Source organism: Corynebacterium parakroppenstedtii, assembly GCF_019754935.1.
Lineage (GTDB): Bacteria > Actinomycetota > Actinomycetes > Mycobacteriales > Mycobacteriaceae > Corynebacterium > Corynebacterium parakroppenstedtii.
Genome location: NZ_JAGSOA010000002.1, coordinates 325,330 through 350,598 on the forward strand (window position 1 = coordinate 325,330; position 25,269 = coordinate 350,598).

Here is a 25,269-nt window from a genome sequence, read left to right on the forward strand (position 1 = left end):
ATCCACTGGCTGAGACGATTCTTTCTTCGGCGGTCCTCAACGAAAGGTATTGATGTCCGATCACGCTTCTGTCCGGCCGCTTACTGTCGGCTTTGATATTGGTGGTACGAACCTGCGTGGTGCGGTTGTTACCGACGAGGGGACAATCATCGATTCGGAGCAAATCCCGACCCCGGCTTCTTCACATGCGCTGGAAGACGGTGTCGTGCAGATTGTCCGACACTTACAGCGCCGGCACCACATCGCTGCGGTAGGGATGGCAGTAGCCGGGTTCTTGACGCCGGACTGTCGAACAGTCCGGTACGCCCCCCACCTTCCGTGGCGCGATGCGAAGGTGGTCGACCGTCTGGAGGAGCGGCTTCGTCTTCCCGTCCGCTTGGAGCACGACGCTAATTCTGCCACGTGGGGAGAATATCGCTACGGCAGCGCCTATGACGAGAACAATTGGGTGCTCTTTGCCATCGGAACCGGTATTGGCGGCACGTTGATGGTCAATGGCGAAATCTACCGGGGAGCGTACGGCACCGCGCCCGAGTTTGGTCATATCTGCGTAGTGCCTGATGGGCGTCAATGCTCATGCGGTAAGCGGGGTTGCCTGGAACGTTACTGTTCCGGGACAGCAATGGCGACGACCGCTCGCGAAATGATCGGTTCTCATACTGACTTGGATTCTGACTTACTTCGCGACTACCGGACACGTCCGGACGAAATCACCGGCCGGCATGTCTCTCTTGCCGCCCGGGAAGGGGATCCTCTAGCGAAGCTCGTGGTCGATGACTTTGGTCTGTGGTTGGGCCGAGGTCTGGCTATGGTCCAGGACTTTTTCGACCCGTCCTTGATCGTCATCGGGGGTGGCGTTTCCACCGACTCTGATCTTTTTATGCCCCGTGCTCTTAGGGCTTATGCCGATAACGTGGTGGGGGCAGGGCATCGGCCGCTCGCGGAGATCAAAACGGCAACATTAGGGGCGGAAGCCGGTATGATTGGGGTCGCTGATTTGGCGCGAGATAGCTTCAAGGAAAGTCATGCATAATCGCTGGTATTGGACATTTAAATACATTCTCTTCGGTCCTTTTCTTCGGGTATGGAACAGGCCGTTTACGAAGAACATCGACCGGATCCCTTCGGAGGGTCCAGCGATCTTGGCTAGCAATCACCTCTCGGTGATGGATTCGTTTTATCTTCCGCTGCTATGCCCGCGCCAGATCACGTTTCTTGCTAAGAGCGAGTATTTCACGACGCCGGGGTTCGTCGGCCGGATCCAGGCCTGGTTTTTCTCGTCGGTGGGGCAGTACCCGATCGACCGCTCTTCCGGTCAGGCGGCTCAGGACGCGTTGAACGCGGGGCTGAAGGTGGTTGGCCGTGGCGACCTGATGGGTATGTACCCAGAGGGAACCCGGTCGCCTGATGGTCGGCTATACCGCGGAAAGACAGGGATCGCGCGGTTGGCGTTCGAGTCGGGCCAGAAGGTTTATCCCGTGGCAATGATCAACACGCGGAAAGCTAACCCGATTGGCTCTCTATTCCCGCGCCCAGTTCGCGTCGGAGTTTCTGTGGGGGAGCCGCTTGATCCGTTGGACTACATGCATATTGAGGACGAATACGAGCGCCTCAGGACATTTACCGACGACATTATGGAATCCCTCCATCAACTCGGTGGCCAGGAGTATGTCCATGACTTTTATGCAGCGGATGTGAAAGCTGCCTTGAATGAGGGGAAAGGCTACTTGCGGGGGAGCGAGCCCAAGTAAGACCCCCATGCTCGCGGGTTAACCAGTTTGACGACGTTGACTGTGCCGCGATGCGGTTGTTGCCTGCTGGCCTTGTCCAAACCGGGCCACGCCAATATTGGGCCGCATCGACGGCAGCTCCTTCCGGAGCCCTTAACCATCACGTCAACGTCGATGGTCGAAGGTGGCGTATTATGATGCCGATGCTGCCTTGCGTTCCCTGAGGGGGAATTGGAAAAAGGGGATTGACGGGCGAATCGTCCAGCCGACGACGGGCAAGCGCTTACATTGCTCGACGACCCACCCCGACGCCAGGCAGAGGATGAACAGTCCGATGATGCACGCCATTCGGACGTTGTCACTGGCGTTGGTCATGTCCTCGCGGATGCCATAGACATAGAGGGCGCGATCCCACGTCAGGTTCATCGCGGTCATGTGGAAGAGATAGATAACCAAAGTCCGCTGTCCGATATATTGCAAGGGGCGTGCCAAAAGGGGGATCTGCGCTACAAGCGCACAGACCAAGATCGATAACGGAAGTGCCCCCAGTGCTCGGATGGACGAAAACAGAACATCGAGCTGGCCAGCGTCGTTATGAGCGATTCCCATCTCGACGAGGTGATCGTAGCTTTCACCGAAATGCGAATAAGCCACTTTCGTGCACCAGAATAGAGCGAAGCTTCCTGCCCACCACCAGGGTGACCGCCATTTCCGCGCGAGCGCTAGCAATGCCGGCCGCATAAAGACGCCGACGAAATAGACCGGCATGTAATTGAAAATGTGCGACTGTGTCGGCGTGACAGGGTTATACATCTGCCACAACCAGGGAAGAACACTGACCGCCAGCGCCCAATGATCGGGCAACCACTTCGTCACCCAGACAGCCAAAGTGAAAAGAACCAAGCAGTGGAGAAACCAGAGTCCACATTCACCGTGGATAACTGACGTGACAATTTCGTGAGTATCTATCTCAAAATTGTTGGCCCACATTTTGGACCAGAGCTCCAGCGGCGCCCACACGAGGTAAGGGATCAGCAAAAACCGGAGGCGCGAGTGCCAGAGTTCACCGAGCGTCTGGCGTCGGACCTTATACGAAAACAGACCGGACACCATGAAGAACATAGGCAGGCGTACCGGGCCCAACCAGTCATTGACCGCGTTAGCAGCGGTGTACACGCCGTCGGGAGTGTAAATCGTGGCATGGAGGAAACACACACCCAGGATCGAGATGCCTTTGCCGATGTCCGGCCAGAGGAGCCTCTGTTTCTTGCGCGGTGCGGGTGTTTCTGTCGTGTCAGTTCTCGACGCGGTCACTGCGCTATCCGAACTTTGTGGTGCAACCTCGGACTGGGGTCGTGACGACGCACCAGCAGAGGAAGATTCTGTACCGTCGTGAGGTGCTGACGTTGAGTCTGCCGTGTTGCTAGCCGCACCACGGGTAGCGGGTGTGCTGCGACGCGAATGAGACAGACGTGTCACCGATGAAGCTGACATGTACGTGTGTTTCTCCTCCGTCGTTGGGCCGGTGACCAGGCTACAGAAGCCAAGGTGACAAATGCGAATCCAGCCCACACCACATAGCTATTTTCCAGACACCCGATGAACACCGAAAAGAACGTGCCCATGACGTTATCGACGAACCCACCATGGGAGAGCGTCTGTGCGAAAACCTCTGGTCTGGGGGTGTTGACCCATCGTGACACCAGAGGCGCCCACCATACAGTTCCCATCAGGAAAATTCCTGAACCGGTCCCGGCTAGTATTGCATACCATTTGGCTCGACGAGAGCTGGAACGCTGACTGCTGTGAGGAGAGTCCACCGCGTCAGAACGCGTTTCGAGGGAACGATTACCGCTAACGGCGATAGTGAACAGGGTGACTATGGCTGGTAATGCCCACACCCAGTGATGCGTCCAACTGACTGGTGAGGCGAGGAGTCCGAAAAGCTCCACCGCCGAGGGCAGAATAGCTCGACCAGTTTTGATCTGGCCTGAGCTTTGGACGTCATTGTGGCGACGACGGTTCCTCGTGATGAGGAGTGCGGCTAGAGCGAGCACAATTAGCGCCCACACGATGGCGGTCGGCCGCGACGCACCAGCAGCCGCATGGGAGTCAGCCGCTGACGTGGCGAGTCGCCCCAAGGTCCCTTTAACCGATTGGTTGGAAATGATCGTCGGGTCGCCGATCCGATCTGTCGCCCACAACACATGACGGAAGTAAACCCAGGTGTCATGCGGGACGACCAACGCACCTATACCGGTTGCCACCATCGCAGAGACTGCACACCGTGCTGTTGACCAGGCATCCCGGCGAAGAAGCGGAACCAGAATGAAAACGGCAGGAGTTAGCTTGATGGCAGCAGCGCAACCTGTCAGCACACCTGCCATTGCGCGACGTCGGGACCCTGGTGGTGATTCGGAAAGAATCCACCAATCAACCACGACCATGAGCAACAGCACTGAATTGATCTGCCCGAAAGACAGCGTTGCACGGGCTGGTTCCGATACGACGACCGCGGCGGCCGCGAAATACCGCCACTGGATTCGCCAGCCTCGGGTGAGAATTGAGGTGGTGAGAAGAAGTGCGCCAAGGGAGAGCACAGAATGAAACACCATCCCGACGACGGTGGGTAGAACGAGGAGCCCCACCATCACGCATGCGGCAAAAGGGGGATAGGTGAAGGGGAGAGAACGCTCGCTAGTTGAGAAAGTACCGTCATATAATGCGTGATGATGAACAATCGCACGGGCACCCGCTCGGTAAACCTCGAGGTCAACGAGGTTTCGCCGGGTCAACACAATCCTTGAAGAGTCGCCCAGATGGAGACGGTATCCGCCACCATCGGAATAGGCGGAGCTATCAGGATCACGTGTGAAATGGAGCGCCCACAATGTGGAGAACAGCGATACACATGACAATCCGCCGACGAGAACCCAACCCCAAACAGTTGAGCCAGGCTTTTTACCCGAACCCTGCGTCACTCGTCGGCCATCTATATGTCCGGAGTTTTCTCCTCGGAGCTCGGTTTTCCCGGCCGGGTGTGGTGGACGTCGGAATCCTGTGAATGAGAAAGCCACAGGCTGCTAGCTTTTCTCAGTGGTAAAAGCCCGGGGGAATAATGCCATCACAATTAGGAAGAGGAAACCCCACAGAACATAGTCGCTTCCCACAATCTTTTGGATCAAAGACCACTGAAGCTCCTGGTTATCCGCATTGGGGAAGAACCAATGGAATGGCGTGACAGTGGAGATCATCAAGCCCACTACCGCAATTGCCCACAGCACATTGTTCTGCCATCGAGGAATAAGGTGCCGAGAATTCCAGGCCGCATTCATGGTCACAATGACGAATGGCAAGAACCAGACCCAGTGGTGGGACCATGAGACAGGAGAGAGCAGGAGCGCAACAAGGCTGGTAGCAGCCACTAACGCGATGGTGAAGCTCTGACCCTCATAGCGTGGCCCGGTGGCGGAAACCCGACTATCCGCGCCGGGATCGGATTGAAGGTTCGATGCGGTGCGTATCAGCCGCAACATGGCAGTGAGGATAAGCCCAAATGTCAGCACACTGAGGACAACCCACCATCGGGATTGGAGAGTGTCGTCATTAGTAAAGCGGGCGATCATTCCTCGTAGAGACTGGTTGCCGGCATAAGCCAACCCCCCGATCCGATCAGGATTGTGTATTTCGACGGTCCAATAATCTTTTGAATCGTGGGGGAGAACGGCCCAGCCTATCGCGGTCCATGCCACACCAGAGACTGCGCAGGTGATGGCCGATTTCCAATCCCTTTTAACGAGGAAGAAGAGGCCGAAAACGGCGGGCGTTAATTTGATGGCGGCTGCCAATCCGATGAATATGCCTCGGGGCCAGCGAGTGCGTTTCACTGTGGTATCCAGCAGCACTAGGGCCATAAGGAAAACGTTGATTTGCCCGAAACTTAATGTGTGGGTGAATGGTTCGGCCAGGAGAACCAGCGGAAGGATCATGTAGGAGAGCCACCCCGCCCGGCTAAAAGAGCTGGTCGTGGCTGGTAGAGCTGATTTACCGTCGGCACCAGATGTGCGCATAGGGTCCGTAAAGTGGTTAATCAGAACCGCGCCACACCACCAGGTCATCGCTGCCGTGGCGAAAACCATTAACAGGGTGTCGGTTGTGAGCGAAAACCATGTCAGCGTGCTGAAGAGAATGGCCGCTAGCGGAGGGTAGGTGAACGGTAGATTGATGCCTTGTACAGGGTAATCGCGGTCATACAGCCCGAAACCGCGGACAAAAGCCTGGCCGCCTGATCGATAGACATCGAGGTCGATGTGATAGCGGAACTCCCCGGTATCAAACATGTCGAAGAGGTGGTAGTACAGAACGACGCCGAGAACGGCGGTGACCACGAGCCGGCCCACCCATGTCTCAGATAAAAAATGTACGATTCGTTCAGAACTACTGCGGACACGCATGGCCTCACAGTCTACCTGGCATCCCTATCGTCGCGGAACCTTACTGATCGGCACCCCCGGTCGGTCTCCTTCATTGTTGATGGTCCTTGCCGACGATCGCCACCGTCGTTCAGACACAGAACAACCTGAACACGTTATCCACGACGTACTAACCTTGTCATATGGATTATTTTTATGACACCGAATTTATTGAAGATGGTCAGACCATAGATCTCGTCTCTATTGGCATTGTTGCCAGCGACGGCCGTGAATATTACGCAGTATCTACCGACGCCGATCTCTCTCGCGCCAACCCGTGGGTGAAAAAACACGTGTTACCTCATCTCCCGAACCCGTCGTCGCCACTATGGAAAAACAGATCGACGATACGGCACGATTTAGAAGAGTTCTTTGGCGACGACGACCACGTTCGCTTGTGGGCATGGGTGGGGGCGTATGACCACATCTGTTTGGTTCAGCTGTGGGGCATCATGCAGGATCTGCCGAGGAATATCCCCAGGTTTACGCGAGAGATGAAGCACGCGTGGGTCTTCGTCGGCCGGCCGGCTCTGCCTCCGGTGCCGGAAAATGCACATGATGCCTTAGCTGATGCGCGGCACAACGTCGCCAAGTTCAAAGTGTGTGCGCGAGTGTTTAAAGAAAAAACGGGAATGGAATTGAAGTAGGGGGTAGGCACCAGAGGGACCAGATATCTAGGACCAGCCATCACCATTCTGGGGTAACTCACTGGCTTTTCAGTACATAACGCAAAGCTACGCTAGACTTTGCCCGTGTGAGCTGGACAATAGATTTACCGGTTAATGACCTCCCTGATTTACCGCCTCTACCTGGTGGTTTAGAAGAACAATTCCAAGATGTGATCTCCCGCCCCGCCTTCCAACAACCCACCTGGAATGAGCGGGACGCCTCCAACGTGCGGAAGATCCTGGAGTCCGTACCCCCGATTGTCGTCGTTGCGGAAATCCGCAAACTGCAAGAGCAGATGCAACATGTTGCGCTCGGCGAAGCCTTCTTATTACAAGGCGGGGACTGTGCGGAGACATTCGAATCCAACACCGAACCGCACATTCGCGCCAATATAAAAACCCTGCTGCAGATGGCTGTTGTGTTGACCTACGGTGCGTCAATGCCAGTCGTCAAAATGGCGAGGATCGCGGGGCAATACGCCAAACCTCGCAGCTCTGATTACGACAGCCAGGGTCTGCTGAATTACCGAGGCGACTTAGTCAACGGCGTCGAAGCCACCGAAGAGGCGCGTCGTCACGATCCCGCTCGGATGGTTCGCGCATACGCGAACGCCGCCGCCGCAATGAACCTCGTTCGGTCCTTGACGGCATCCGGGACGGCAGATTTGCACAAACTCCACGAATGGAACCGCGAATTCGTGCAAACCTCCCCCGCGGGTGCGCGCTATGAAGCGCTGGCATCAGAAATTGATCACGGTCTGCGCTTCATGGAGGCATGTAAGGTCTCGGACTCGAACTTGCACACGGCCGATATCTACTGTTCCCACGAAGCCCTCGTCGTCGATTACGAGCGTGCCATGTTGCGCCTGGGCCAGGATCCAGCTGGAGAAACAGCCCTTTATGACCTCTCAGCACATGAAGTATGGATTGGTGAACGAACCCGGGGTATCGACGATTTTCACGTCAACCTTGCTGCCTTGATCTCCAACCCAGTGGGACTCAAGCTCGGGCCCTCGACGACGCCTGAGGAAGCGGTCGCTTACGTAGAGAAGCTCGACCCTGATGTGGCGGACGACGCGCCGGGCCACGTGAAGGGATACAAGGGACGTCCAGGGCGTCTTACCTTGGTGTCTCGGATGGGATATGACCAGATCCGGACGGTGCTGCCGCCGATCGTCGAGGCCGTGGAGGCCACTGGCCATAAGGTGATTTGGCAGTGTGACCCGATGCACGGCAATACATTTACGAGCTCCAATGGGTACAAGACGCGCGATTTCGACCGTGTTATCGACGAAGTTCAAGGGTTCTTCGAGGTCCACCGGGCAATCGGTTCGCATCCCGGCGGTATCCACATTGAGTTGACTGGTGAGGATGTCACCGAGTGTGTGGGTGGCGCGCAAGATCTCACTGATGTGGACTTGCCTGGCCGCTATGCTTCGGCATGTGATCCACGGTTGAACACGCAGCAATCGTTGGAGCTAGCGTTCCTGGTTGCAGAGATGCTGCGTAATTAAGGCTCGTTCGGTGGGGTGGTGCATACGACCGCCCCACCGTTTTGGTCTACGCACCTACCACTAAATGGCGTAGGCCCACTGCGTCAGCATGTATTCGGACAGCCACACTCCGATCCAGACGATGACGATGGTGTAGGCCGTGGTCAGGATTGGCCATCGTCGAACCGTCGTCACGATCATACAAATAGTCAGTAGCACGCCCGCCATGAGCAGTAGGCGGGGTCGCGAGTGGAAGTACCCCGACGACAGAATCACGTTGAGGCCCACCCCTGTGCCGCAGAGCCACACCATGAAGGGGAAACGCCTGACAATCCCCACAATGATAAGGGTGAGTGTCCCTAGGATGGCTAGCGAACCCCACAGTGGGACAACACCCTCCAGGGCGAAAATCTGCCTCGGCAGATCGTGAAGTGTGGTCTTCCCGAAATCGAATTGTGTTCCCCAGCCGTCTTTTTGAACGGCAAAGTAGCCGCCGGCGTCCCGCGCAAGATGGTCTGCCCACAGCATGTAAATGGCTCCGCCGAGGGGAGCGACGGCAACACAAATCCATGCGCGCACATCGCCGCGATGATGCAGCAAAACCCCGATTGCGAATGCAATGGCAAGGTCATACCCGGTCATTCTGACAAGGCACGCCATGAACACACCTATCGCAGCGAGAGGGAAGTCCTTGTTCAAGTAGCCAAGGATGAACAGGAACGTGCAGAGCGCGAAGAGCGCCTCCGAGTACGCCATCATGTACGTCACTGACATCGGGAACCCAGCGAACACCGCCACAGCGAGCACGACCGCAAGTAGTGAGCTGGTGAATTTGCGGATGATAGCGGCGAGTAGACATGTGGCAATGGCGCCGATGATGGCGTTCATCAGCAAGCCAGCCGCGGCCCAATCCAATCCGGTTATGGTATGGGTGGCTCGTAGTAACCACGGTGTTCCGGGGAGAAAAGCAACTGTGCGGAATTCGGGTGGATTCCCGTCAATCGCCTCGCCACCGCGGTAGCCGAATTCAGCAATTCTCGTGAACCATTGGGCGTCCCATGACTGAATCTGGTCCGAGAAAAACGAATTAAAGAGCTTTGCGTTGTAGGCCAATGCAATACCCACGATGGTCTGCACTAACGCATAGACCCCCACCGCGATCAGGCACACACCTGTGAGCTCGGAATTGAGAATACGCTGGCCAACGCCCTGCCACGCACGCGGTCGCGATGACTCCTGCGATTCCCCCTCGTCTTCGTCCGTGGCCTCTTCGTCGGCAGGGGCTCCATCGCCGACCGTCGACGTATCAGGTTCTGCTTCGTCGACGTGCTGCGTCGTATCTGTAGCGGCAGCGGTATCTGCACTTATATCGGGATCGGTAGCTTCAGCCGTCGACGTATCTGCGCTCACATTGTCATGAGCACTTTGTGCCGAGTCGTCGGACTTAACGAGTGCTGTCTCGTCGTCGTCCGATTCAACCTGGTTGGGTTTGCGGGAAGTGATAACCAGCCGACGCAGTCGATGTTTTCCGTGATAGCGCCTGGACATAGGCGTGCGTTCGATGGTGATGTTCCGCCACTGTCCGCGCGCGTACCGTCGGTGAATCATGTCCGAGATATCGCGGAGACGCACAAGACGGACCGAAGGCTCTTTAGCGAAACCGACTATGAGCATGAGGAAAACCGCGATGATCAGCAGATTACGGACAACCAGAATCATGACCGAAGGGTTATCGTCATTGCTGATTATTGAGTTATAGGCGACGGGATAAATCCACTGCGACAAACCGCCGATGACCAGCATGAGGCCCCCAGCTATCCGCAGACTCCATGCTGATTGTTTGCTTGCCGACGCCGGACTGCCATGAACTGAATCAAGGCACACGGCGAGGGGAGCAGCCCACCACACAACGTATTGCGTGGACATCACCTTATTTGAGATCAGCACGGCTCCGATGATGATCAGCGCCAACCATGCTGAGCGACGCGCCGACCAGCCATTGTCCGTCGTTTTCTCGATGACAAGCATGCGTTGTTGGGGCGGTGTCAATGCGCCGTCCGCGGCGCGCGGGAACATGCGTCGGAAACCATTCGCTCCGATTAACGCGGAGACGCACAGGTAGACACAAACGAGGACCATAATGACGGTCAGGATCGTCGAGAATGCCTCCCATCGAGACACCGAAGGACCGAACACTTCAAACGACTGCGATGCCGCGTATGAAATGCTCAGCGCGTCTTCGCCGTGGTGGGCAGCCCACATCACGCCAGTTGCGGGGATGGATTCAATTTGGAGACCGCGATCGCCCTGGTAATTGAACACCGACGTGATGCGGTGGAAACCATGCCCCCACACGGACAATGCTGCAATGACGACGCACGTTGCTCCGAATGATGCGATCCGTTGCCATGTCTGCCGGCTCTTCCACCAGCCGACGAGTGCCGTGCCGATGATTGCCGGCCACAGTTTGATCATGGTCGCGCACCCCAAGAGGATGCCTGAGACCTTCGGGTGCCGAACAAGTGTGACCAGTGTGGCGGCTACGAGCACAGCGGGGACGATATCCCAGCGAGTCCACAGTAGGGGCCCGAAGAACAACCCGAAGAGAACCCAGAATCCTGCGCCCCACCAGCGCTGACGGGCAGTAAGCCATGCAAAGAACCCGGCGTCAACGACTAATAACATCCAGATGGACACGGTGATCTTGTCGGCGGAGGAGAAGATCACGGTCAGCCACTTCAAGACGGCGACCATCCACATGACCGGTACGGGGTACTCCTGCATGGCCCCGGAACCTGGGTCGTCGAGGCCTTTGAAGTAATAATCCACCGGTGTGTCGATCATCCAGTAGTCACCGATGTGGTGGTCGAGCCACCACATCACGGCCCGAGTTATCACAAATGCAGCAGTTAGGACTCCGGCGATGACGAGAGCTTTCCGGTCCCACTTACGATGTGAGCTCTCGCCAGACTCCGTTGCTGCTGTAACTCTCGTACTGCCGTTGGCTGCCACTGTCTCCGAGACGGTGTCCGAGGAAGCACCGTCGTCAGTATCTACGTCACTCAACGCCGAAGTCGGCGCGGCACCCGCAGCAGGGTCTGTCTGCGTCGACTGTGATGGGTGGTCTTCTTCGGAAGACCCGGAAAACCCAGAACGAGCCGACGTCGAAGCGGAGTCTAAATGGTGGGACACACGAAAGCCCTTTTCATGACAAGAAGCTATAACGCGCAGGCACGCGTTGTGCTGCGCTGAAAATGATCACAAAGACGTGGATATAGTACTCGAGAACAGGGACAAGCTCGAGCTCATCTGACTAGAGAGTCTTCACAGTTTTGATAGTGATCACCGAGTCACGTTCGGCAGAAAAACCGGGCAGGGGATTTTGGACCAGAACACGGTCATTGCTCTTCGCATCGCCAGCGTCGATCTTCAACCCAGCTTTCTCTGCCTTCGCACGAGCTTCCTTGACCGTAGAACCGATCAATTGTGGAACCGCAACATCCGGGGCGACAAAGAGGTTGACCGTCGAGCCCTCATTGACTTCCGTTCCTTCACCAGGATCTGTCCGCGTCACCTTGCCCCGCTGGCGGAGGTCGGTTGCCGAGTCGTCCGTCGACACGCCCCCGCCATGAAGGCCGGCCTTCTCTAGTTCATGCCGTGCATCATCTTCGGATTTTCCTGAGACATCGGGGATGGAAACAGGCTTAGGGCCTTTACTGACTGTGAGAGTGACTGAGGAACGCACACCGACCGTGCTCCCCGGAGCGGGGGAGACGGAAAGAAGTTGCCCCTCCGGGACGTCGGAAGAGTAGTCGGACTTCGTTGTCTTTGTGGACAACGTCCGCTCAGAGAGGGTTCGCGTGTAGGCCTCCACTGACCGGTCTGCCGGAATTTCCGGAACCGTCGGACGACCCGCAGAGACGGTCAATGTCACGGTCGTTCCCTTTGCCACTCGCTTGCCGGCATGAGGCGACGACGCCGCAACCGTCTTCGAGGGAACAGTATTGGAATATTCCGTCTTTTCAGTGACCTCAAAACCTGCCTCAGTGATGTCGTGATGGGCGGTTGAAACGTCAGACCCGGTCACCGACGGAATCTCCCCGTACCGGCCGGAACCCAGCCACCATGCTCCGAGACTGACCGCGCCGACGAGGATGAGCGCGACAATGGTCCATAGCGCGCAGCCAAGGCGTGAGTGATTTCCCACCTGGGGTTTGTCATTCGCTACGGACGTGCGGCGACTAGCAGTTGACCCTGGAGCCGTTGCGGTTCCTCCCGACGATGATGCCACATGCGCAGGCGCCGGTTCTGACGGCTGACGATCCGGGAAATCAATCCGCGTGGAGGTCATATCACCGGTTGACCGGTTGGGGTTGTAATCGGGGAACAACACCGCCGTCGAGCCATCGGTGCCCGCATAACCATCGTGGTCAACCGTATTTTTCGGCGGCGCGGCATTTCCTACATTTCCGACGACGGCCGTTTCCCCCTCGTCGTCAGGCGTGCCCTGAGCAATATCCTGCCGCGCACCAATATCCCCACCATCGGGTGTTTGCGCTGATTCAGACTCCCGGGCCGCATCCCGAGATCGATGCGACGCCGAATCAATCGGAACCGGAACACGGAACGAGGACAAAGGGAGCCGGAGTTCGTCAGCAACCTGCATGACCGCTGTGCGAAACTCCGATCCATCAGCAAAACGATCATCAGGGTCTAGAGCAGTTGCCCGGGATATCAGCTGGTCAAACTCCGCCGGAACGCCATCAATGGCCTCAGAGGCAGGAGGCACAGGGTGATCAAGCCGCATATAAGCCGTGGCCAGCGACGTATCACCATGGAAAGGTGTCGTCCCCGTCAGAAGTTCGTAGAGGACAATACCCGCCGAATAGACATCGCTTCGGCCATCGACACTTCCGCCCCGCACTTGTTCCGGGGACAAATAGGCCACGGTCCCCATCATCACCGACGTCGTCGTCAAGGAGGATTCAGCCGTCGCCCGAACCAGACCAAAATCAGCCAGTTTCACCTGGTGATCGTCGCTAATCAAGATATTTTCGGGCTTCACATCCCGGTGAATTAGCCCAGCAGAATGCGCTAACCCGAGGGCAGTCAAGACCGGTTCCATGACGGCAGTCGCCGCATGAGGGGGCATCGGGCCACGCTCACGCAAGAGTTCACGCAATGTCCCACCGTCGACCAACTCCATGGCAAGGAACACACTCGTACCATCATCACCCTGGTCAAACACATTAACGAGCGATGGATGGGACAACCGTGCCGCAGCTCGCGCTTCCCGCTCGAACCGGGTACGGAACTGATCATTGTGAGCAAAACGATCATCAAGAATTTTGAGCGCTACTGGTCGATCGAGACGTTCGTCAATGCCTCGATAAATCGCGGCCATCCCGCCACGAGCGATAAGTGATTGCACGCGATAACGGCGGTCAACCAGATCTCCATGGCTCAATGTAGGCACGTGGTCGTTGTCCTCTCTTAGCCCGTTGTATCGGCCCGATGCTTTCAACTCACCAAATTACTAGGGATTGTCAGCTACGGTATAAACCGTGAAGAGTAACTCAAGAACTCCCGATGTCCTATCCGCCAGCGAAATCGTCCTCCCGATCGCAGAGGTTGCGGACTATCTCCACCAGCCCGTCAGCCGGGTTCGGGATCTTATTAATAAAGGCCAGCTTATCGCGATTGACCGCGATCACCAGCGGCAAATCCCAGCACGCTTCTTCAACGGGCTTAACGACGAGGGCCACCCCGAGCCCGGTGAGCGCGTAACCATCAATAAGCACGTCCCCGGTATCATCGCCCTCATGTCCGACGGCGGATACTCCAATGACGAGATACTGAACTACCTGTTTACCGACGACGACACCCTGCCCGGACGCCCTATCGACGCACTTCATGGTCACCTAGCCCGCGAGGTCATGCGCCGTGCCCAGGCGATGGGATTTTGATTCGTCCCCTCGGAACACGGCGAAATAAAGAACGAAGGCGACCGTTATCACGATCCACATCCACGACCATCGGTACAACCAATTGTTGCCAGAACCGGTGAAGGATCCCGCCACAATCAGCGACGCAATAACAGTGAAGTGCGTAACCCGTGGTGATGGCCGGAAAGTACCGACAAGAACAACGCCAGCAGCGTAATACCAGGGCAGCGTAACGGCATTAAAGATGCACGTTATTAAGTACGCCCATGCTGCGCCCTCAATGGCTCGGCGCGGAGTCTGTCGGAATCGCCACCAGACCACGATCAGGAGTACAACCATGATGATCATCGAGATACTCCGGTAGATCGACAGCACCGAGTTGAATGTCGCGCCGGGGAAGAATGAGGCTGCGAAAGCGGCCGTGAACTGGGCCAGGAAGCTGGGGAGCACTAAGAGGTTGATGACCTTCGTATTCCCGCTGAGCTGGGAAACCCAGCCCCACGAGCTTCCCGAGGCATACGTAATGGCGGTCAATACCGTGCAGACGATCAGCACAGTGGTGATTCCGTAGAACACGAATGCGGGGATTGCTTTTTTCAGCGACGCCAACGTCCGCCGGGGGTCGTGGAGTGACCATGTGGAGGGGGCAATTCCTCGTTGCCGCATTGCGATCCAGATGAGGAAGGGGAGGGTCACGAGGGCCGTCGCCTTCAGGGAAAAACCGATGCCGATGAACAGCGCACCCCACAGTGGGTGGCGTCGTAAAGCCAGAACCAGCCCAAGGCAGGAAAAGGCAACCATGACCGATTCATTGTGCATGCCCCCCACGAGATGGAGGAAGACAACGGGGTTGGCAACACCGAGCCAGAGGGCCACCGCGGGATTCCCACCGATATGCCGAGCAATTGATATCACCGCCCATGCAATAGCGGCATATCCAGCGACGGAGATGAATTTGTAGAGAAAAACGCCGATGGTGATATTCGATCCGACCAGGGTTGTTATTCCGTCGCCGATCCATAAATGAAGTGGCCCGTATGGTGTGGTGGTGTTTCTCCAGTCCGGGCTGACTTCCAGCAGCATCGGGCCGGGATTGACGGCGGCTCCATCTTTGTAGGGATCAAAGCCATCGCGGACCATTGCCCCTTGGACCAGGTAGGAATAGACATCGCGCGAGTACATCGGGGACGCGAAAAGGAGCGGAACTATCCACCCCACCAGCGTCTTTACCGATTCACGGATGGCGGTCTCTTCGTGATAGACAATCCGACCCCACAGGCACCAGCAGTGCAGAAGCAGTCCCAGCGCGACCCAGGACAAGATGAAGCCAATGTTCTTGACATGGCCATACATGATCCAGTCCAGATTGAGCATCCGGACAATTCCTCCGCGGGTGCGCTGAGCTCCGGAACTCCATGACGACACCATGAGAAGTATCGACGCGACCGTCCCCAACCACAGTGGTCGACGCAGTGGGTTCGTGCGTGAAGGGGTGCTCATGGATGATCACCTCGCGTTATCCGAGCAGCTGCAAGCGCTCCTGAAAGGATAACAGTGGGCACCCCAACGCCAGGTGTCGTACTTGAACCAGCGTGAATCAGGTTAGAGAACGAACGCACGGGGAAATTGCGGAACCGAAACGGCCCCGTCTGCCGGAAAAGATGGGCGGGGGCAAAAGGAGTTCCTGCGCCCAACCCGAGTGCAGACCATGTGTCGGGTGTATCTACTTTCCCGACGGCGAATGACTCACGGATGCCGACGAAACCGCGATCTTCCAGGACAGATAGGAGATCCTCTTGATAGGAAGCAGCCAATGACGTCCAGTCGATGTGGGCTGATTCAGTGTTGGGGCACGGTGCCAAAACACTGACCGGTTCAATAGAAACATGAGGCGACGTCGTCGACGTCGATACTAAATCCGGCGCTGAACAGGCAGGACGAGTAACCAAAAGCGACGGATCGGACATGAGGCGGCCACGACCGTGGGGAGCAGTGATCTCCGAAAATGTACGATCCCACTCTTTCCCGAAAGAGATGGTGTGATGCCCACCAGGCCAGTGGCGTGCGACCTCACGAGGGATGGCGCCGTGCATCACGAATGCGGAGGGAGACCACCTCATAGTCCGACGGCCCTGTCGGTCCGAGATGGCGTCGAGTTCAGGGATGTCACATGTCGTAATAACGACGTCGGCAGGCAACGTTCCTTGGGTTGTCTCGACCGCATGGATTCTGTCGGAATTGGTTCCGTCGGATCCGGCTCCGTGTGAGGCGCGGTTCAATGAGTTGACCCGAGTGTTGAGCATGAGCTGACCGCCGGACTGCTTGAGTGCTGCTGCGAGAATGTCGCACAGTGCGCCGACACCGGAACCGTGTGGCCCACGAGTGGGGTAGAAGACCCCCATCCCGGTATCCATGTGCGAAATCGTTGCGTACACAGCGCGGGCTTTCTTGGGCGGAACCCCCGCGTACAGAGCCTGGAACGAAAACACCTTTCGAAGCTCATCATCAGAGATGTAGCGCTCTGCTGCCCGGCCCAAGGAGCCGAAGCCACCACGACGTGCCACCCGCGCCAAGCTCAGCGCCGATTCACGGGTGCGAACAAGGTCCCACACAGAATCGAAATCGGCGTTCATCAGGTTCGAAAAGCACGCGTCGAACATTGACTGCGCCCACAGGCGATAACCCCGCACACCCTTCACACGGGATTCGGCGAACTCATCACGGTTCAGGTTGTTGCTGCGATGGGGTGTGTCGTCAAACTTGTCCCGGGCGAACCGACGGATCTCCTGGTCCAGCCGACTATCGCTCCCGGCAGCTTCCTCCTGAGCGTCCCCCTCAGCAGCTCCTTCAGCGAATACGTCCAGATGCCGGCCCGACGAAAACAATGCATGATACGCCGGGGTCAAACGCTGATATGAAAAGTCAGGCGCGAGGTCACTCGTCGAGAGCCCCACCGGTGCCAGAATCTCATCGACGAGCCACGGCATCGTCACCACCGTCGCGCCCGTGTCGATGCGGACATCTCCCAGGGGACTAGAGATCGTCTCGGTTGCGGCGCGTCCGCCCACGTGGTCCGCCTTCTCGACCACCGTTACTGAACGCCCGGAGCCAGCCAGCAATACCGCCGCAGCCAGGCCAGACAAGCCCGCCCCCACCACAACTACGTGGTCTGTTCGGCCTGATACCGCGCGCCGGGGCGTCGACAAGTAATGAGAAAGAAAAGATGTGCTCATCGACGGCGCTCCGTCGAGGAAATAGCCATCGACCTCAATGCGCGGTGTGCGTCGTCAGATAAGCGCGCGTCGGCGAGCGCGTGGACCGCGGACGTCACTAAGCTATCGATCTGTTTTTCAACGCGGTCATAGGCGCCGGTTTTTTTGATAATCGCGCGTAGATGATCAACATCCTGCTCACTCAGGGGCTGGCCCAAACTAGATTCCACCGTCTCGCGATCCGACTCCGAGACATTGTCCAGCGTGAGAGCCAGTAAGGTGGTGCGCTTTCCTTCGCGCAGGTCATCCCCTGATGGCTTCCCGGTGACCTCAGGGTCGCCGAAAACACCTAGCTGGTCATCGCGTAACTGGAACGCCACGCCGATGTCGCGTCCAAAAGTGCGCAGCGCTGTCACCGTATCCTGTGGTGCTCCTGCCAGAGCGGCCCCAATATGGAGCGGGCGCTCCACGGTGTACGCCGCCGTCTTATATCGGTTGACCCGCTCTGCTGTGCGCAACGAACCGTCCCCCTGAGCCTCAGCAGTGACATCCATGATTTGGCCGCAGACCACCTCTGTGCGCATGTCTTGCCAGGGCTGCCATGCACGATCGCGCTGGGCGGGAGGTAATGCAGCCTCCATGAACATGTCATCTGCCCAGCTCAAGGCGAGATCGCCGATGAGGATCGCGACCGCATTCCCGTAGTTTTCTCCTCGGCCATGCCATGCTTGGGATGAATGAGACTGCTTGAAGTGCTCATGAACGGTGGGCATTCCGCGTCGGGTTGCCGAGGAATCAATAATGTCGTCATGAATCAGAGCGCAGGACTGCAAGAGCTCCAACGAGGACGCCGCATGCATGACGGCGTCGGCATCCGGATGCTCTGCTGCGTCCGAGAACGTTAACTGCAAGGACCCCATCCACCCCAACCATGCAAATGTTGGTCGGATCCGTTTGCCACCGTTGATCGTGAAAACGGTGAGGGCTGTCATTGCTTCATCTGCCACGGGGGAAATGGCTTTCATGGCTGACTGACGCTCCATGAAGAACTCATTGAGGTGCGCGACAACGCAGCGGGGTACGTCGTCAACAGAACGCGGCATAGATGGTGTAGCACCTATTTGATCAGTCACGATAGCGAACTCACTCACGATTCACGTATGGGGTATGGGCGGTTGAGGAGCATAAAGGTAAAACTACACAACACTATGGACGCGCCGAGCTAACCCGGTTGATCACCATGACCAACACCGTGGATTCACCACAGATGTATTTATCGCGCCATTAGCTGACAGTTTTACTGGTTGTCGCACCTTTCTTTTTCTAAGATACCTATTTATGTCCTCGCCCAACTCGGCGCATACGCCCACGAATCGTCCACCTCGGCCTATTTATCAACAAGTCCCGGTTTCCCAGGCTATTTCCTTGCCAACGCCGGGTCCTGTGCCGTTTTCCGTGGAATTTATGCCCCCGCGTGATGACGCTGCGGAACGTCGTCTCAGTGATGCTGCGGCGACATTCCACGATCTTGGTGCGAGTTTTGTGTCGGTGACCTATGGTGCAGGCGGTTCGAGCCGTAGCCGTACTATTCGTATCGGCCAGGAGCTGGCACATACTCCCTTGACGACGCTCGTTCATTTGACGTTGGTGCAGCACACGGTGGATGAGCTGAAGGAAATTATCGCAAGCTACCAGGAATGTGGGCTAACGAATATTTTGGCGCTGCGCGGCGATCCACCAGGAGATCCCGCGGGCGAATGGGTTTCCACTCCGGGCGGTTTGGAACATGCCATCGACCTGATCAAGCTCATCCAAGAGTGTGATACACAACGACAGTTTGAGATTGGTATCGCGTCATTTCCTGATAAGCACTATCGTGCCACTGATCTAGATTCGGATACCGCCTATACGATTGCGAAACTTCGGGCAGGCGCGAGCTATTCCATTACTCAAATGTTCTTTGATGTTGAGTATTACCTGCGTCTTCGTGATCGACTAGCGGCGGCAGATCCGGTCCATGGAGCCAAACCCGTGATTCCTGGCCTCATGCCCATTACCTCGCTGAAGTCTCTTCGCAGGCAGCGTGAATTGGCAGGGTGCCGTGTTCCGGCAGATCTCGAGGAACGTCTGGAAAAAGCTACTGCTACTGGTGATCCCTCTGATCCGCGTGTCCGTCAGGAAATTCGGAAGATCGGGATTGCTCATACGACGGCCATGGCGGAGCGTCTGATCAGTGAAGGTGCGCCTGACCTGCACTTTATGACGTTGAACTTTGCGCGTGCGACGCAGGAAGTGCTGCACAATTTAGGGATGGCTCCGGCGTGGGGGACTGATCACGGTCATGATGCGGTTCGATGACCTCTACAGTGCGTCATTAAATCAGTGACGAGCTGTCCCCGAGGGGCAACCGGCTGCCCAGGATTGCGAACGGACGCGGGTCACCGGGGAAGTGCATATTCCGAACGACGTCGGTGAATCCTAGTCGTCGGTAGAGGTGGAATGCGCGGTTGTTTTCACTGGTGACTTCGGGTGTGGAAAGAAGCAACCGCTGGCTCGTGAGGTTGTCCGCAAAGATAGTCAACAATCGTCGGCCAATATTGTTACCTTGCCACGACGGGTCCACGTGAATTTCGGTGAGCTCCGTGTAGTTGTCCAGAAGCTGGATACGTAGCGACGGCGGGACCCCGGCAACCATGAGAGCTGCCTTGACCTGCGTATTCCACCATTGTCCGTTGCCTCCTCGATAGCCGTAGATAAAGCCACGGATGGGCTGGGTGGGATCTTTAGGGTTTGTTTCTTCCCCTGCAGGATGCTCGATTGCAGCTACGGAGTGGAAGCCAAGATATCGCGAGTGCGTGTTCCAAGCCGACTGCCGCGCGCCCGAGATAGTGGAGCTGTAGCCCATCGCACGGATATAAATAGAGACCATTTCGGGGACTCGTCGACGAAATTGCGCTGCGGTCAACGTCGTGAAAGTGATGGGCATTCTTTAATGAAACCACGCGCGAACCGGGGCGGGGGAGTTAACCGGGAGAAGCTGGGAATTACCTACCGCAAATTTCGAATATACGTTCGAATTTTCTAGTTTTGTTCGACTCTTATGTCCGCACCCCTTCGTAGTGTGTCAAGTGTCAACAAGGAAATAGGCGCTCGACAAAGACATCACTGGGTAGCGGCGCTGTTCGGTAATCGCACTGCTTGCCCGAAAATGTAGAGACGACGGCTCCAAGGAGTGGATCATGATGAATGCGGCAACGGTAAGTTTTCTCAGGAAAGCGGATGCATTGCTGGCTAACAAGACTGACGACGTCAGCCAGGATGAATTGGAACGGCGCTTGCTGGACTCTTATTACGCAGCGCTCCGCCTCGCTGGAGCTGTTATCGAGGATGCTATTGCGAGCCGAAAAAGGAAGCCTAAGGGTGACGCATGGACTTTGCTTGCTCGTTATGGCGGGCAGCTGGCCCCGTGGGCAGATGTCTTCCGGCAGTATTCGCCCATAAAAGAACGCGTTCGTCTGGGATTGTCTCCGTCCCTGACGGTTGCTTATGTTGAGCGTTTTGAGCAGCTCGTTTTGGACTTCCGCGCTGCTGTGAATGATCGGTATGCATGGATACCGGCTGCCGCTTAAAGCCTGGAGGCGTTAACGAGGTTGACTCAAAAGGGGTGTGGGGAGCGCCTTCCGGGGGTTGAGGGTGACGGCATTCATTGTTTCGTGCACCGGGGTGGAGAAATGGGGGTACATGGTGGTTACAATGAAGTTATAAACGGAACTGTTTTGGCACCTGTTGCGTTATGCCAGGTAGAAAACGGTACTTTCATGGAAAATGGAGGAGTTGTGGCCCTCTCAGAGCAAGAGCAGCGTGTCCTCGACGAAATCGAGAATGCTCTGTATCAGGAAGACCCAGACTTTGGTAAAAACGTCGGGTCAATCCAGCGTGGTGGCGCCTTCGTCAAAGTCGTTGCTCTGCTGATCCTTGGCCTCGTCTTACTTGTTGGCGGTATAGCTCTCTCGCAACTGAGCTTGTGGTTTGTCGTGATGTCGGTCGCCGGTTTCTTGGTGATGTTCGCCGCCGGCGTGATCGGATTACGCGGTGACCGCTCGTCGAAACTCGAAATGGGGGATCGTTCCGACAAATCGGCGAAGAAACAACGGAAAGCTCGTAAATCGTCGTTGGGTAGTCGCTCGGGTGGTATGGAAGAGAATTTCCGTCGACGTTTCGAGCGCTAAACCCCACCGTGATTCCTATATGTGAACTGAGTTTCGCGTATGGGAGCCGAAGGTTCGACGAAAGGCTTCCCATACAACGTAAAACTGTCTAACAAGACACTGCAGCCCTGGTGGTGAGTGGACAAGCTCACCACCAGGGCTTTTTCGTATGTTTCAGACCAATTCTCAAAAATCCCCCACTTTGCCCCACACCGACTCAAGGATTATCAGCTTTTCGCTGAAAATGAGGTTATTTCTCTGGCTGATGGGGAGTGAATCAACTTATGTGCCTGAAGTGGCACGGCTATCGCGTACTTTCTTGCTGTTCATTGCGCTCTGTTATCTCGGGTGTGCCCTCACCGGGGCTGGATGGTGCCGGCCCGTCAAGAGGTTCGATCGGCGTTTCCGGCATCGGCTGTTGTGGCAATTTATCGCGTGTTTCTGCACTTCAGCGGGTTAAAATGGCGTAGTATCACAAGTGTGGCCTGTGATTGGGTCGCGTTGTCATAATGAAAAAAAGCTAAAGATTTGCTGAAAGCGTCGTGCCAATGGTGCGTTGTGGGGCAGAGTGGGTTAAAGTGGGTGCCAATGGCGGACAAGGTAAGTTCGTCGCACTAATTCTGTAGATGACTGTCGTTGTTGGCGGCCGGCGCTGACAACGACACGGCAATCGACTGGATGTGGGTCGTCGATGTTGAGGGAAGGAGTCCGAAGGTCATGTTCTTCGGTACTTTCACCCCCAAGATGGACGACAAAGGACGCTTGACTCTTCCGGCCAAGTTTCGCGATGAGTTAGCAGAAGGCTTGATGGTGACGAAAGGCCAAGACCATTCATTAGCCATCTACCCGCGCAACGTGTTCCTCGAACGCGCTCGCAAAGCCGCTGCTGCATCTCGAACGAACCCGGAGGCTCGCGCATTTGTGCGTAACTTAGCGGCCAGCGCGGATGAACAATCTGTTGATGGTCATGGGCGAATAACGATTTCGCCTGATCATCGTCGCTACGCAGGGTTAAGCAAAGAATGCGTCGTGATTGGTTCTGTTGACTTCGTCGAAATCTGGAATGCGGAGTCGTGGAATCAGTACCAAGCCGAACATGAAGAAAGCTACGCCAACGGTGACGACGCTGCCTTCATGGATTTCCTCTAAGGACTCCTTGAGCTCATCACCCACATGGTCGAACGTCGCAATGAGCTACAGCGAGTGTAAGGAATGTGTGCAGGCCTCTGCCCGTTTGGATCCTGATGTACTTCCCCAACACCAGGCGCTGAGCGGGTAGGGCCCTGTTTACATTCCTCTCCATCACCACGACCGCCCAATATTCTGACCGCGACGATGAAAGAGGGGACAATGGCCGACCGCCACACTGGTACGCATGGTCACGTTCCCGTCATGCTGGAACGCATGGTTGAGCTGATAGCTCCCACGGTCACAGAATCATCAGAGAACTCGACACCATCCGTCATTCTCGACGGCACCCTCGGAGCTGGCGGGCACACCGAATCCTTCCTGGAGCGTTTCCCGTCGGCAATGGTTATCGGAGTCGACCGCGACAAGAAGGAACTCTCCCGGACCACTGAGCGGCTGTCTCGATTTCAGGACCGGTTCTACCCAGTACATGCCCGTTTCGACAACTTTGATGAGGCATTAGACGATGCTGATCATCCAGTTGTCGATGCCTTCCACGCGCACGGTCTCAGTGCCGGTTTCTTCGATCTTGGTGTGTCGTCGATGCAGTTAGATCAGGTGGACCGGGGTTTTACTTATCGTGACGATGGTCCGCTGGACATGCGGATGGATACGTCGACGGGCAAAACTGCCGCCGATGTCCTTAATACGTATAGCCACGGCGAGCTGGCCCGCATCTTAAAAACATACGGCGATGAACGCTTTGCCGGGTCTCTCGCTCGCGCCATTGTTCGTGAACGTGAGAAAGAACCCTGGACCACGTCGCAGCGGTTAGTGGACCTTATCTACGCAACAATTCCGGCGTCGGCCCGCCGTCATGGGGGCCATCCAGCGAAGAGGACCTTTCAAGCTTTGCGCGTTGAGGTCAATGCTGAGCTGGATGCTTTGCGCCGCGTCATTCCGAAAGTCTGCTCCTACCTCCACCTTGGTGGCCGGGCAGTGTTCATGAGCTACCAAAGCCTTGAAGACAAAATTGTGAAGAGGGAACTGGCGGCGCTGACCGAATCGAAGACTCCTCCGGGACTTCCTATCGATCTGCCCAACAGCGCCCCCGATTTCCACGTGGTGACGCGGGGTTCTGAAAAGGCCGATGAGCAGGAGAATAATAAGAATCCGCGCGCACATTCGGTCCGCGTCCGTGCCATAGAGCGAACAGGCTACTCGCACTCGAGCCCGCCGCCGGGCAGCACTCCGGCGAGGGCCACGGGATCATCCACCACATATTCAGCTCGATCAGAATCCCGGCACGAGGCCCACCGAACGGGAAGAGAACACCTGGTCTCTTCCGCACAACAGAGCATTTCACACCGCGAAGACGTCGAAGGAGAACAATGACTACCTTGACGGGAGCTGGAACAACAGCTCGAAGGGCAAGCCACGACCATGACGTCGACACCGCGGGGCGCGCCTCTACGGCGACGTTGACGCGGACCGCCACACGTGACCGACGAGCAGAAACGCCGGTTCGGGCGCGTCGGGAAGGAAATAACCTCCGCTCCTCGAGTACGTCCGTAGCGCGGAAAAAGAGGACGAGCGCCGCGAAGAGAATGGGCTCTCGTCAGGTCATTTCCGTCCGAGGCAGACGCGTCGTTTCCGAAGAACGACGAGTCAAGAGGACCACGATCCAGTTCATTGTCGTATGTATCTTGTTCATCGGCGTCGGCGTGGGCGTCACGATGTACCTTTCTGGAGTGACGACGCAACAGTCGTTCGCCATTCAGAAAGCGAAAGATCAGAAGACAACTCTGGATAACGAGTTGGAAGGACTGCATCGCGACGTCAAGAACGCAAGCTCGGACTCTGAAGTTGCCAAGAAGGCGTCGGAGGACGGCATGGTTGTGCCTGATCAGCCGGGAATTATGACCGTTAACCCCGACGGTTCCGTGGTTGAGAATAGGGCCGCCGATCCTTCAAAGACGCACGAGATTCACGACATCAATAGCGGTGCGGATCCCAAGGCGAAGGCCTCTTCGGATCCCGAGAAAACGAAAAATACGTCACGGTCTGCTACGTCTTCTTCCTCGTCAGGCCGTGACAACAACCGACCAGCGCAATTGGCTCCGTACCAGGACAATACGGCTGGGGCAGTAGCGGCACAGGGTGATAACCAGGCTGCTAGTCAGGGTGAAGGGCTTGACCGCGAAGCTCCATTGCCTGCAGACCAGGCGGACAACGCCAACCCCGCCCCCGAAGCCGCACTGGCTGGCGATGCTGCCGTGCCGACGCCCTAGAACTATCTAGGACTGCTCGGACACAGTCTGGTCTGCTGATCGTCGCAGGTCAGGATGGGTGGTGTGAGGTGAACCGGATGTGTCAGGTTGCTTGTGTACTATTTTGCGAGGGTTCCGGATGC

General features: G+C 56.7%; 20 protein-coding genes. 11 read left to right on the top strand and 9 right to left on the bottom strand.

Annotation, left to right across the window (positions count from 1 at the left end; all coding sequences use genetic code 11):
- Window positions 1–52 precede the first annotated feature (52 nt).
- Window positions 53–1,033, top strand: coding sequence for an ROK family protein (locus KCQ76_RS07960; RefSeq protein WP_060941946.1), 981 nt, complete (start codon window positions 53–55; stop codon window positions 1,031–1,033).
- On the top strand, window positions 1,026–1,751 hold the full coding sequence (locus KCQ76_RS07965; RefSeq protein ID WP_046203016.1) for a lysophospholipid acyltransferase family protein: 726 nt from the start codon (window positions 1,026–1,028) through the stop codon (window positions 1,749–1,751). The genes KCQ76_RS07960 and KCQ76_RS07965 overlap by 8 nt, the downstream gene beginning before the upstream one ends.
- A 171-nt stretch (window positions 1,752–1,922) precedes the next feature.
- On the opposite strand, the gene KCQ76_RS07970 is transcribed toward KCQ76_RS07965, so the two are convergent.
- From KCQ76_RS07970 to KCQ76_RS07980, 3 genes are read right to left on the bottom strand one after another with little or no spacing between them, the layout of a single operon-like run.
- Window positions 1,923–3,224 carry an acyltransferase family protein gene (locus KCQ76_RS07970; RefSeq protein ID WP_046203015.1) on the bottom strand — a complete coding sequence of 434 codons (1,302 nt, stop codon included), beginning with the start codon at window positions 3,222–3,224 and terminating at the stop codon, window positions 1,923–1,925.
- The gene (locus KCQ76_RS07975; protein ID WP_146003172.1) at window positions 3,206–4,807 is read right to left on the bottom strand and encodes a glycosyltransferase 87 family protein; all 1,602 of its coding nucleotides are present in this window, start codon (window positions 4,805–4,807) and stop codon (window positions 3,206–3,208) included. The genes KCQ76_RS07970 and KCQ76_RS07975 overlap by 19 nt, the downstream gene beginning before the upstream one ends.
- Before the next feature lie 6 nt (window positions 4,808–4,813).
- Window positions 4,814–6,184 (bottom strand): glycosyltransferase 87 family protein, encoded by a 1,371-nt coding sequence (locus tag KCQ76_RS07980; protein ID WP_082089887.1) that lies wholly within the window; start codon window positions 6,182–6,184, stop codon window positions 4,814–4,816.
- A 161-nt stretch (window positions 6,185–6,345) separates the two neighbouring features.
- Here KCQ76_RS07980 and KCQ76_RS07985 point away from each other — a divergent pair, with 161 nt between their 5' ends.
- Together KCQ76_RS07985 and KCQ76_RS07990 are read left to right on the top strand one after the other, a co-directional pair.
- Window positions 6,346–6,849 (top strand): polyadenylate-specific 3'-exoribonuclease AS, encoded by a 504-nt coding sequence (locus KCQ76_RS07985; RefSeq protein WP_046203013.1) that lies wholly within the window; start codon window positions 6,346–6,348, stop codon window positions 6,847–6,849.
- A gap of 107 nt (window positions 6,850–6,956) precedes the next feature.
- Window positions 6,957–8,384: a class II 3-deoxy-7-phosphoheptulonate synthase gene (locus KCQ76_RS07990; protein WP_046203012.1), complete on the top strand. Its 1,428-nt coding sequence runs from the start codon at window positions 6,957–6,959 to the stop codon at window positions 8,382–8,384.
- Between the two features lie 60 nt (window positions 8,385–8,444).
- Here the strand turns inward: KCQ76_RS07990 and KCQ76_RS07995 are convergent, their stop codons facing one another.
- Both KCQ76_RS07995 and KCQ76_RS08000 read right to left on the bottom strand, forming a co-directional pair.
- The gene (locus KCQ76_RS07995; RefSeq protein WP_221914837.1) at window positions 8,445–11,555 is read right to left on the bottom strand and encodes a glycosyltransferase family 87 protein; all 3,111 of its coding nucleotides are present in this window, start codon (window positions 11,553–11,555) and stop codon (window positions 8,445–8,447) included.
- A 121-nt stretch (window positions 11,556–11,676) separates the two neighbouring features.
- Complete coding sequence (locus KCQ76_RS08000; protein ID WP_046203010.1) at window positions 11,677–13,839, bottom strand: Stk1 family PASTA domain-containing Ser/Thr kinase; 2,163 nt, start codon at window positions 13,837–13,839, stop codon at window positions 11,677–11,679.
- A gap of 88 nt (window positions 13,840–13,927) precedes the next feature.
- Here KCQ76_RS08000 and KCQ76_RS08005 point away from each other — a divergent pair, with 88 nt between their 5' ends.
- Window positions 13,928–14,329, top strand: coding sequence for an Rv2175c family DNA-binding protein (locus tag KCQ76_RS08005; RefSeq protein ID WP_082089886.1), 402 nt, complete (start codon window positions 13,928–13,930; stop codon window positions 14,327–14,329).
- On the opposite strand, the gene KCQ76_RS08010 is transcribed toward KCQ76_RS08005, so the two are convergent.
- From KCQ76_RS08010 to KCQ76_RS08020, 3 genes are read right to left on the bottom strand one after another with little or no spacing between them, the layout of a single operon-like run.
- Complete coding sequence (locus tag KCQ76_RS08010) at window positions 14,285–15,808, bottom strand: alpha-(1->6)-mannopyranosyltransferase A (RefSeq protein WP_046203008.1); 1,524 nt, start codon at window positions 15,806–15,808, stop codon at window positions 14,285–14,287. The genes KCQ76_RS08005 and KCQ76_RS08010 overlap by 45 nt on opposite strands.
- Window positions 15,805–17,541 carry a phytoene desaturase family protein gene (gene crtI, locus KCQ76_RS08015; protein WP_046203007.1) on the bottom strand — a complete coding sequence of 579 codons (1,737 nt, stop codon included), beginning with the start codon at window positions 17,539–17,541 and terminating at the stop codon, window positions 15,805–15,807. Before crtI ends, KCQ76_RS08010 begins: the two co-directional genes overlap by 4 nt.
- Window positions 17,538–18,623, bottom strand: coding sequence for a polyprenyl synthetase family protein (locus tag KCQ76_RS08020; protein WP_046203006.1), 1,086 nt, complete (start codon window positions 18,621–18,623; stop codon window positions 17,538–17,540). The genes crtI and KCQ76_RS08020 overlap by 4 nt, the downstream gene beginning before the upstream one ends.
- Window positions 18,624–18,858: 235 nt before the next feature.
- Between KCQ76_RS08020 and KCQ76_RS08025 the strand changes: the two genes are divergently transcribed.
- Window positions 18,859–19,878, top strand: coding sequence for a methylenetetrahydrofolate reductase (locus KCQ76_RS08025; RefSeq protein ID WP_082089885.1), 1,020 nt, complete (start codon window positions 18,859–18,861; stop codon window positions 19,876–19,878).
- Window positions 19,879–19,894: 16 nt separating this feature from the next.
- On the opposite strand, the gene KCQ76_RS08030 is transcribed toward KCQ76_RS08025, so the two are convergent.
- Window positions 19,895–20,506, bottom strand: coding sequence for a GNAT family N-acetyltransferase (locus KCQ76_RS08030; protein WP_046203005.1), 612 nt, complete (start codon window positions 20,504–20,506; stop codon window positions 19,895–19,897).
- Window positions 20,507–20,759: 253 nt separating this feature from the next.
- On the opposite strand from KCQ76_RS08030, the gene KCQ76_RS08035 reads away from it, so the two are divergent.
- The 5 genes from KCQ76_RS08035 (at window position 20,760) to ftsL (ending at window position 25,147) form a co-directional block, all read left to right on the top strand.
- On the top strand, window positions 20,760–21,149 hold the full coding sequence (locus KCQ76_RS08035) for an SAV_6107 family HEPN domain-containing protein (protein WP_052722321.1): 390 nt from the start codon (window positions 20,760–20,762) through the stop codon (window positions 21,147–21,149).
- Between the two features lie 207 nt (window positions 21,150–21,356).
- The gene (locus KCQ76_RS08040) at window positions 21,357–21,749 is read left to right on the top strand and encodes a DUF3040 domain-containing protein (RefSeq protein WP_046203159.1); all 393 of its coding nucleotides are present in this window, start codon (window positions 21,357–21,359) and stop codon (window positions 21,747–21,749) included.
- A 696-nt stretch (window positions 21,750–22,445) separates the two neighbouring features.
- On the top strand, window positions 22,446–22,877 hold the full coding sequence (gene mraZ, locus KCQ76_RS08045; protein ID WP_012731383.1) for a division/cell wall cluster transcriptional repressor MraZ: 432 nt from the start codon (window positions 22,446–22,448) through the stop codon (window positions 22,875–22,877).
- 201 nt (window positions 22,878–23,078) lie between these two features.
- On the top strand, window positions 23,079–24,251 hold the full coding sequence (gene rsmH, locus KCQ76_RS08050) for a 16S rRNA (cytosine(1402)-N(4))-methyltransferase RsmH (protein WP_046203003.1): 1,173 nt from the start codon (window positions 23,079–23,081) through the stop codon (window positions 24,249–24,251).
- Window positions 24,248–25,147, top strand: coding sequence for a cell division protein FtsL (gene ftsL, locus KCQ76_RS08055; protein WP_052722320.1), 900 nt, complete (start codon window positions 24,248–24,250; stop codon window positions 25,145–25,147). The genes rsmH and ftsL overlap by 4 nt, the downstream gene beginning before the upstream one ends.
- Window positions 25,148–25,269 lie beyond the last annotated feature (122 nt).

Excerpts from the sequence above, each read along its gene's own strand:
- KCQ76_RS07960 (WP_060941946.1), top strand. The coding sequence starts at position 53 with ATGTCCGATCACGCTTCTGTCCGGCCGCTTACTGTCGGCTTTGATATT.
- KCQ76_RS07965 (WP_046203016.1), top strand. The coding sequence starts at position 1,026 with ATGCATAATCGCTGGTATTGGACATTTAAATACATTCTCTTCGGTCCT.
- KCQ76_RS07970 (WP_046203015.1), bottom strand. The coding sequence starts at position 3,224 with ATGTCAGCTTCATCGGTGACACGTCTGTCTCATTCGCGTCGCAGCACA.
- KCQ76_RS07980 (WP_082089887.1), bottom strand. The coding sequence starts at position 6,184 with ATGCGTGTCCGCAGTAGTTCTGAACGAATCGTACATTTTTTATCTGAG.
- KCQ76_RS07985 (WP_046203013.1), top strand. The coding sequence starts at position 6,346 with ATGGATTATTTTTATGACACCGAATTTATTGAAGATGGTCAGACCATA.
- KCQ76_RS08010 (WP_046203008.1), bottom strand. The coding sequence starts at position 15,808 with ATGAGCACCCCTTCACGCACGAACCCACTGCGTCGACCACTGTGGTTG.
- crtI (WP_046203007.1), bottom strand. The coding sequence starts at position 17,541 with ATGAGCACATCTTTTCTTTCTCATTACTTGTCGACGCCCCGGCGCGCG.
- KCQ76_RS08020 (WP_046203006.1), bottom strand. The coding sequence starts at position 18,623 with ATGCCGCGTTCTGTTGACGACGTACCCCGCTGCGTTGTCGCGCACCTC.
- KCQ76_RS08025 (WP_082089885.1), top strand. The coding sequence starts at position 18,859 with ATGTCCTCGCCCAACTCGGCGCATACGCCCACGAATCGTCCACCTCGG.
- KCQ76_RS08030 (WP_046203005.1), bottom strand. The coding sequence starts at position 20,506 with ATGCCCATCACTTTCACGACGTTGACCGCAGCGCAATTTCGTCGACGA.
- KCQ76_RS08035 (WP_052722321.1), top strand. The coding sequence starts at position 20,760 with ATGATGAATGCGGCAACGGTAAGTTTTCTCAGGAAAGCGGATGCATTG.
- mraZ (WP_012731383.1), top strand. The coding sequence starts at position 22,446 with ATGTTCTTCGGTACTTTCACCCCCAAGATGGACGACAAAGGACGCTTG.
- rsmH (WP_046203003.1), top strand. The coding sequence starts at position 23,079 with ATGGCCGACCGCCACACTGGTACGCATGGTCACGTTCCCGTCATGCTG.
- ftsL (WP_052722320.1), top strand. The coding sequence starts at position 24,248 with ATGACTACCTTGACGGGAGCTGGAACAACAGCTCGAAGGGCAAGCCAC.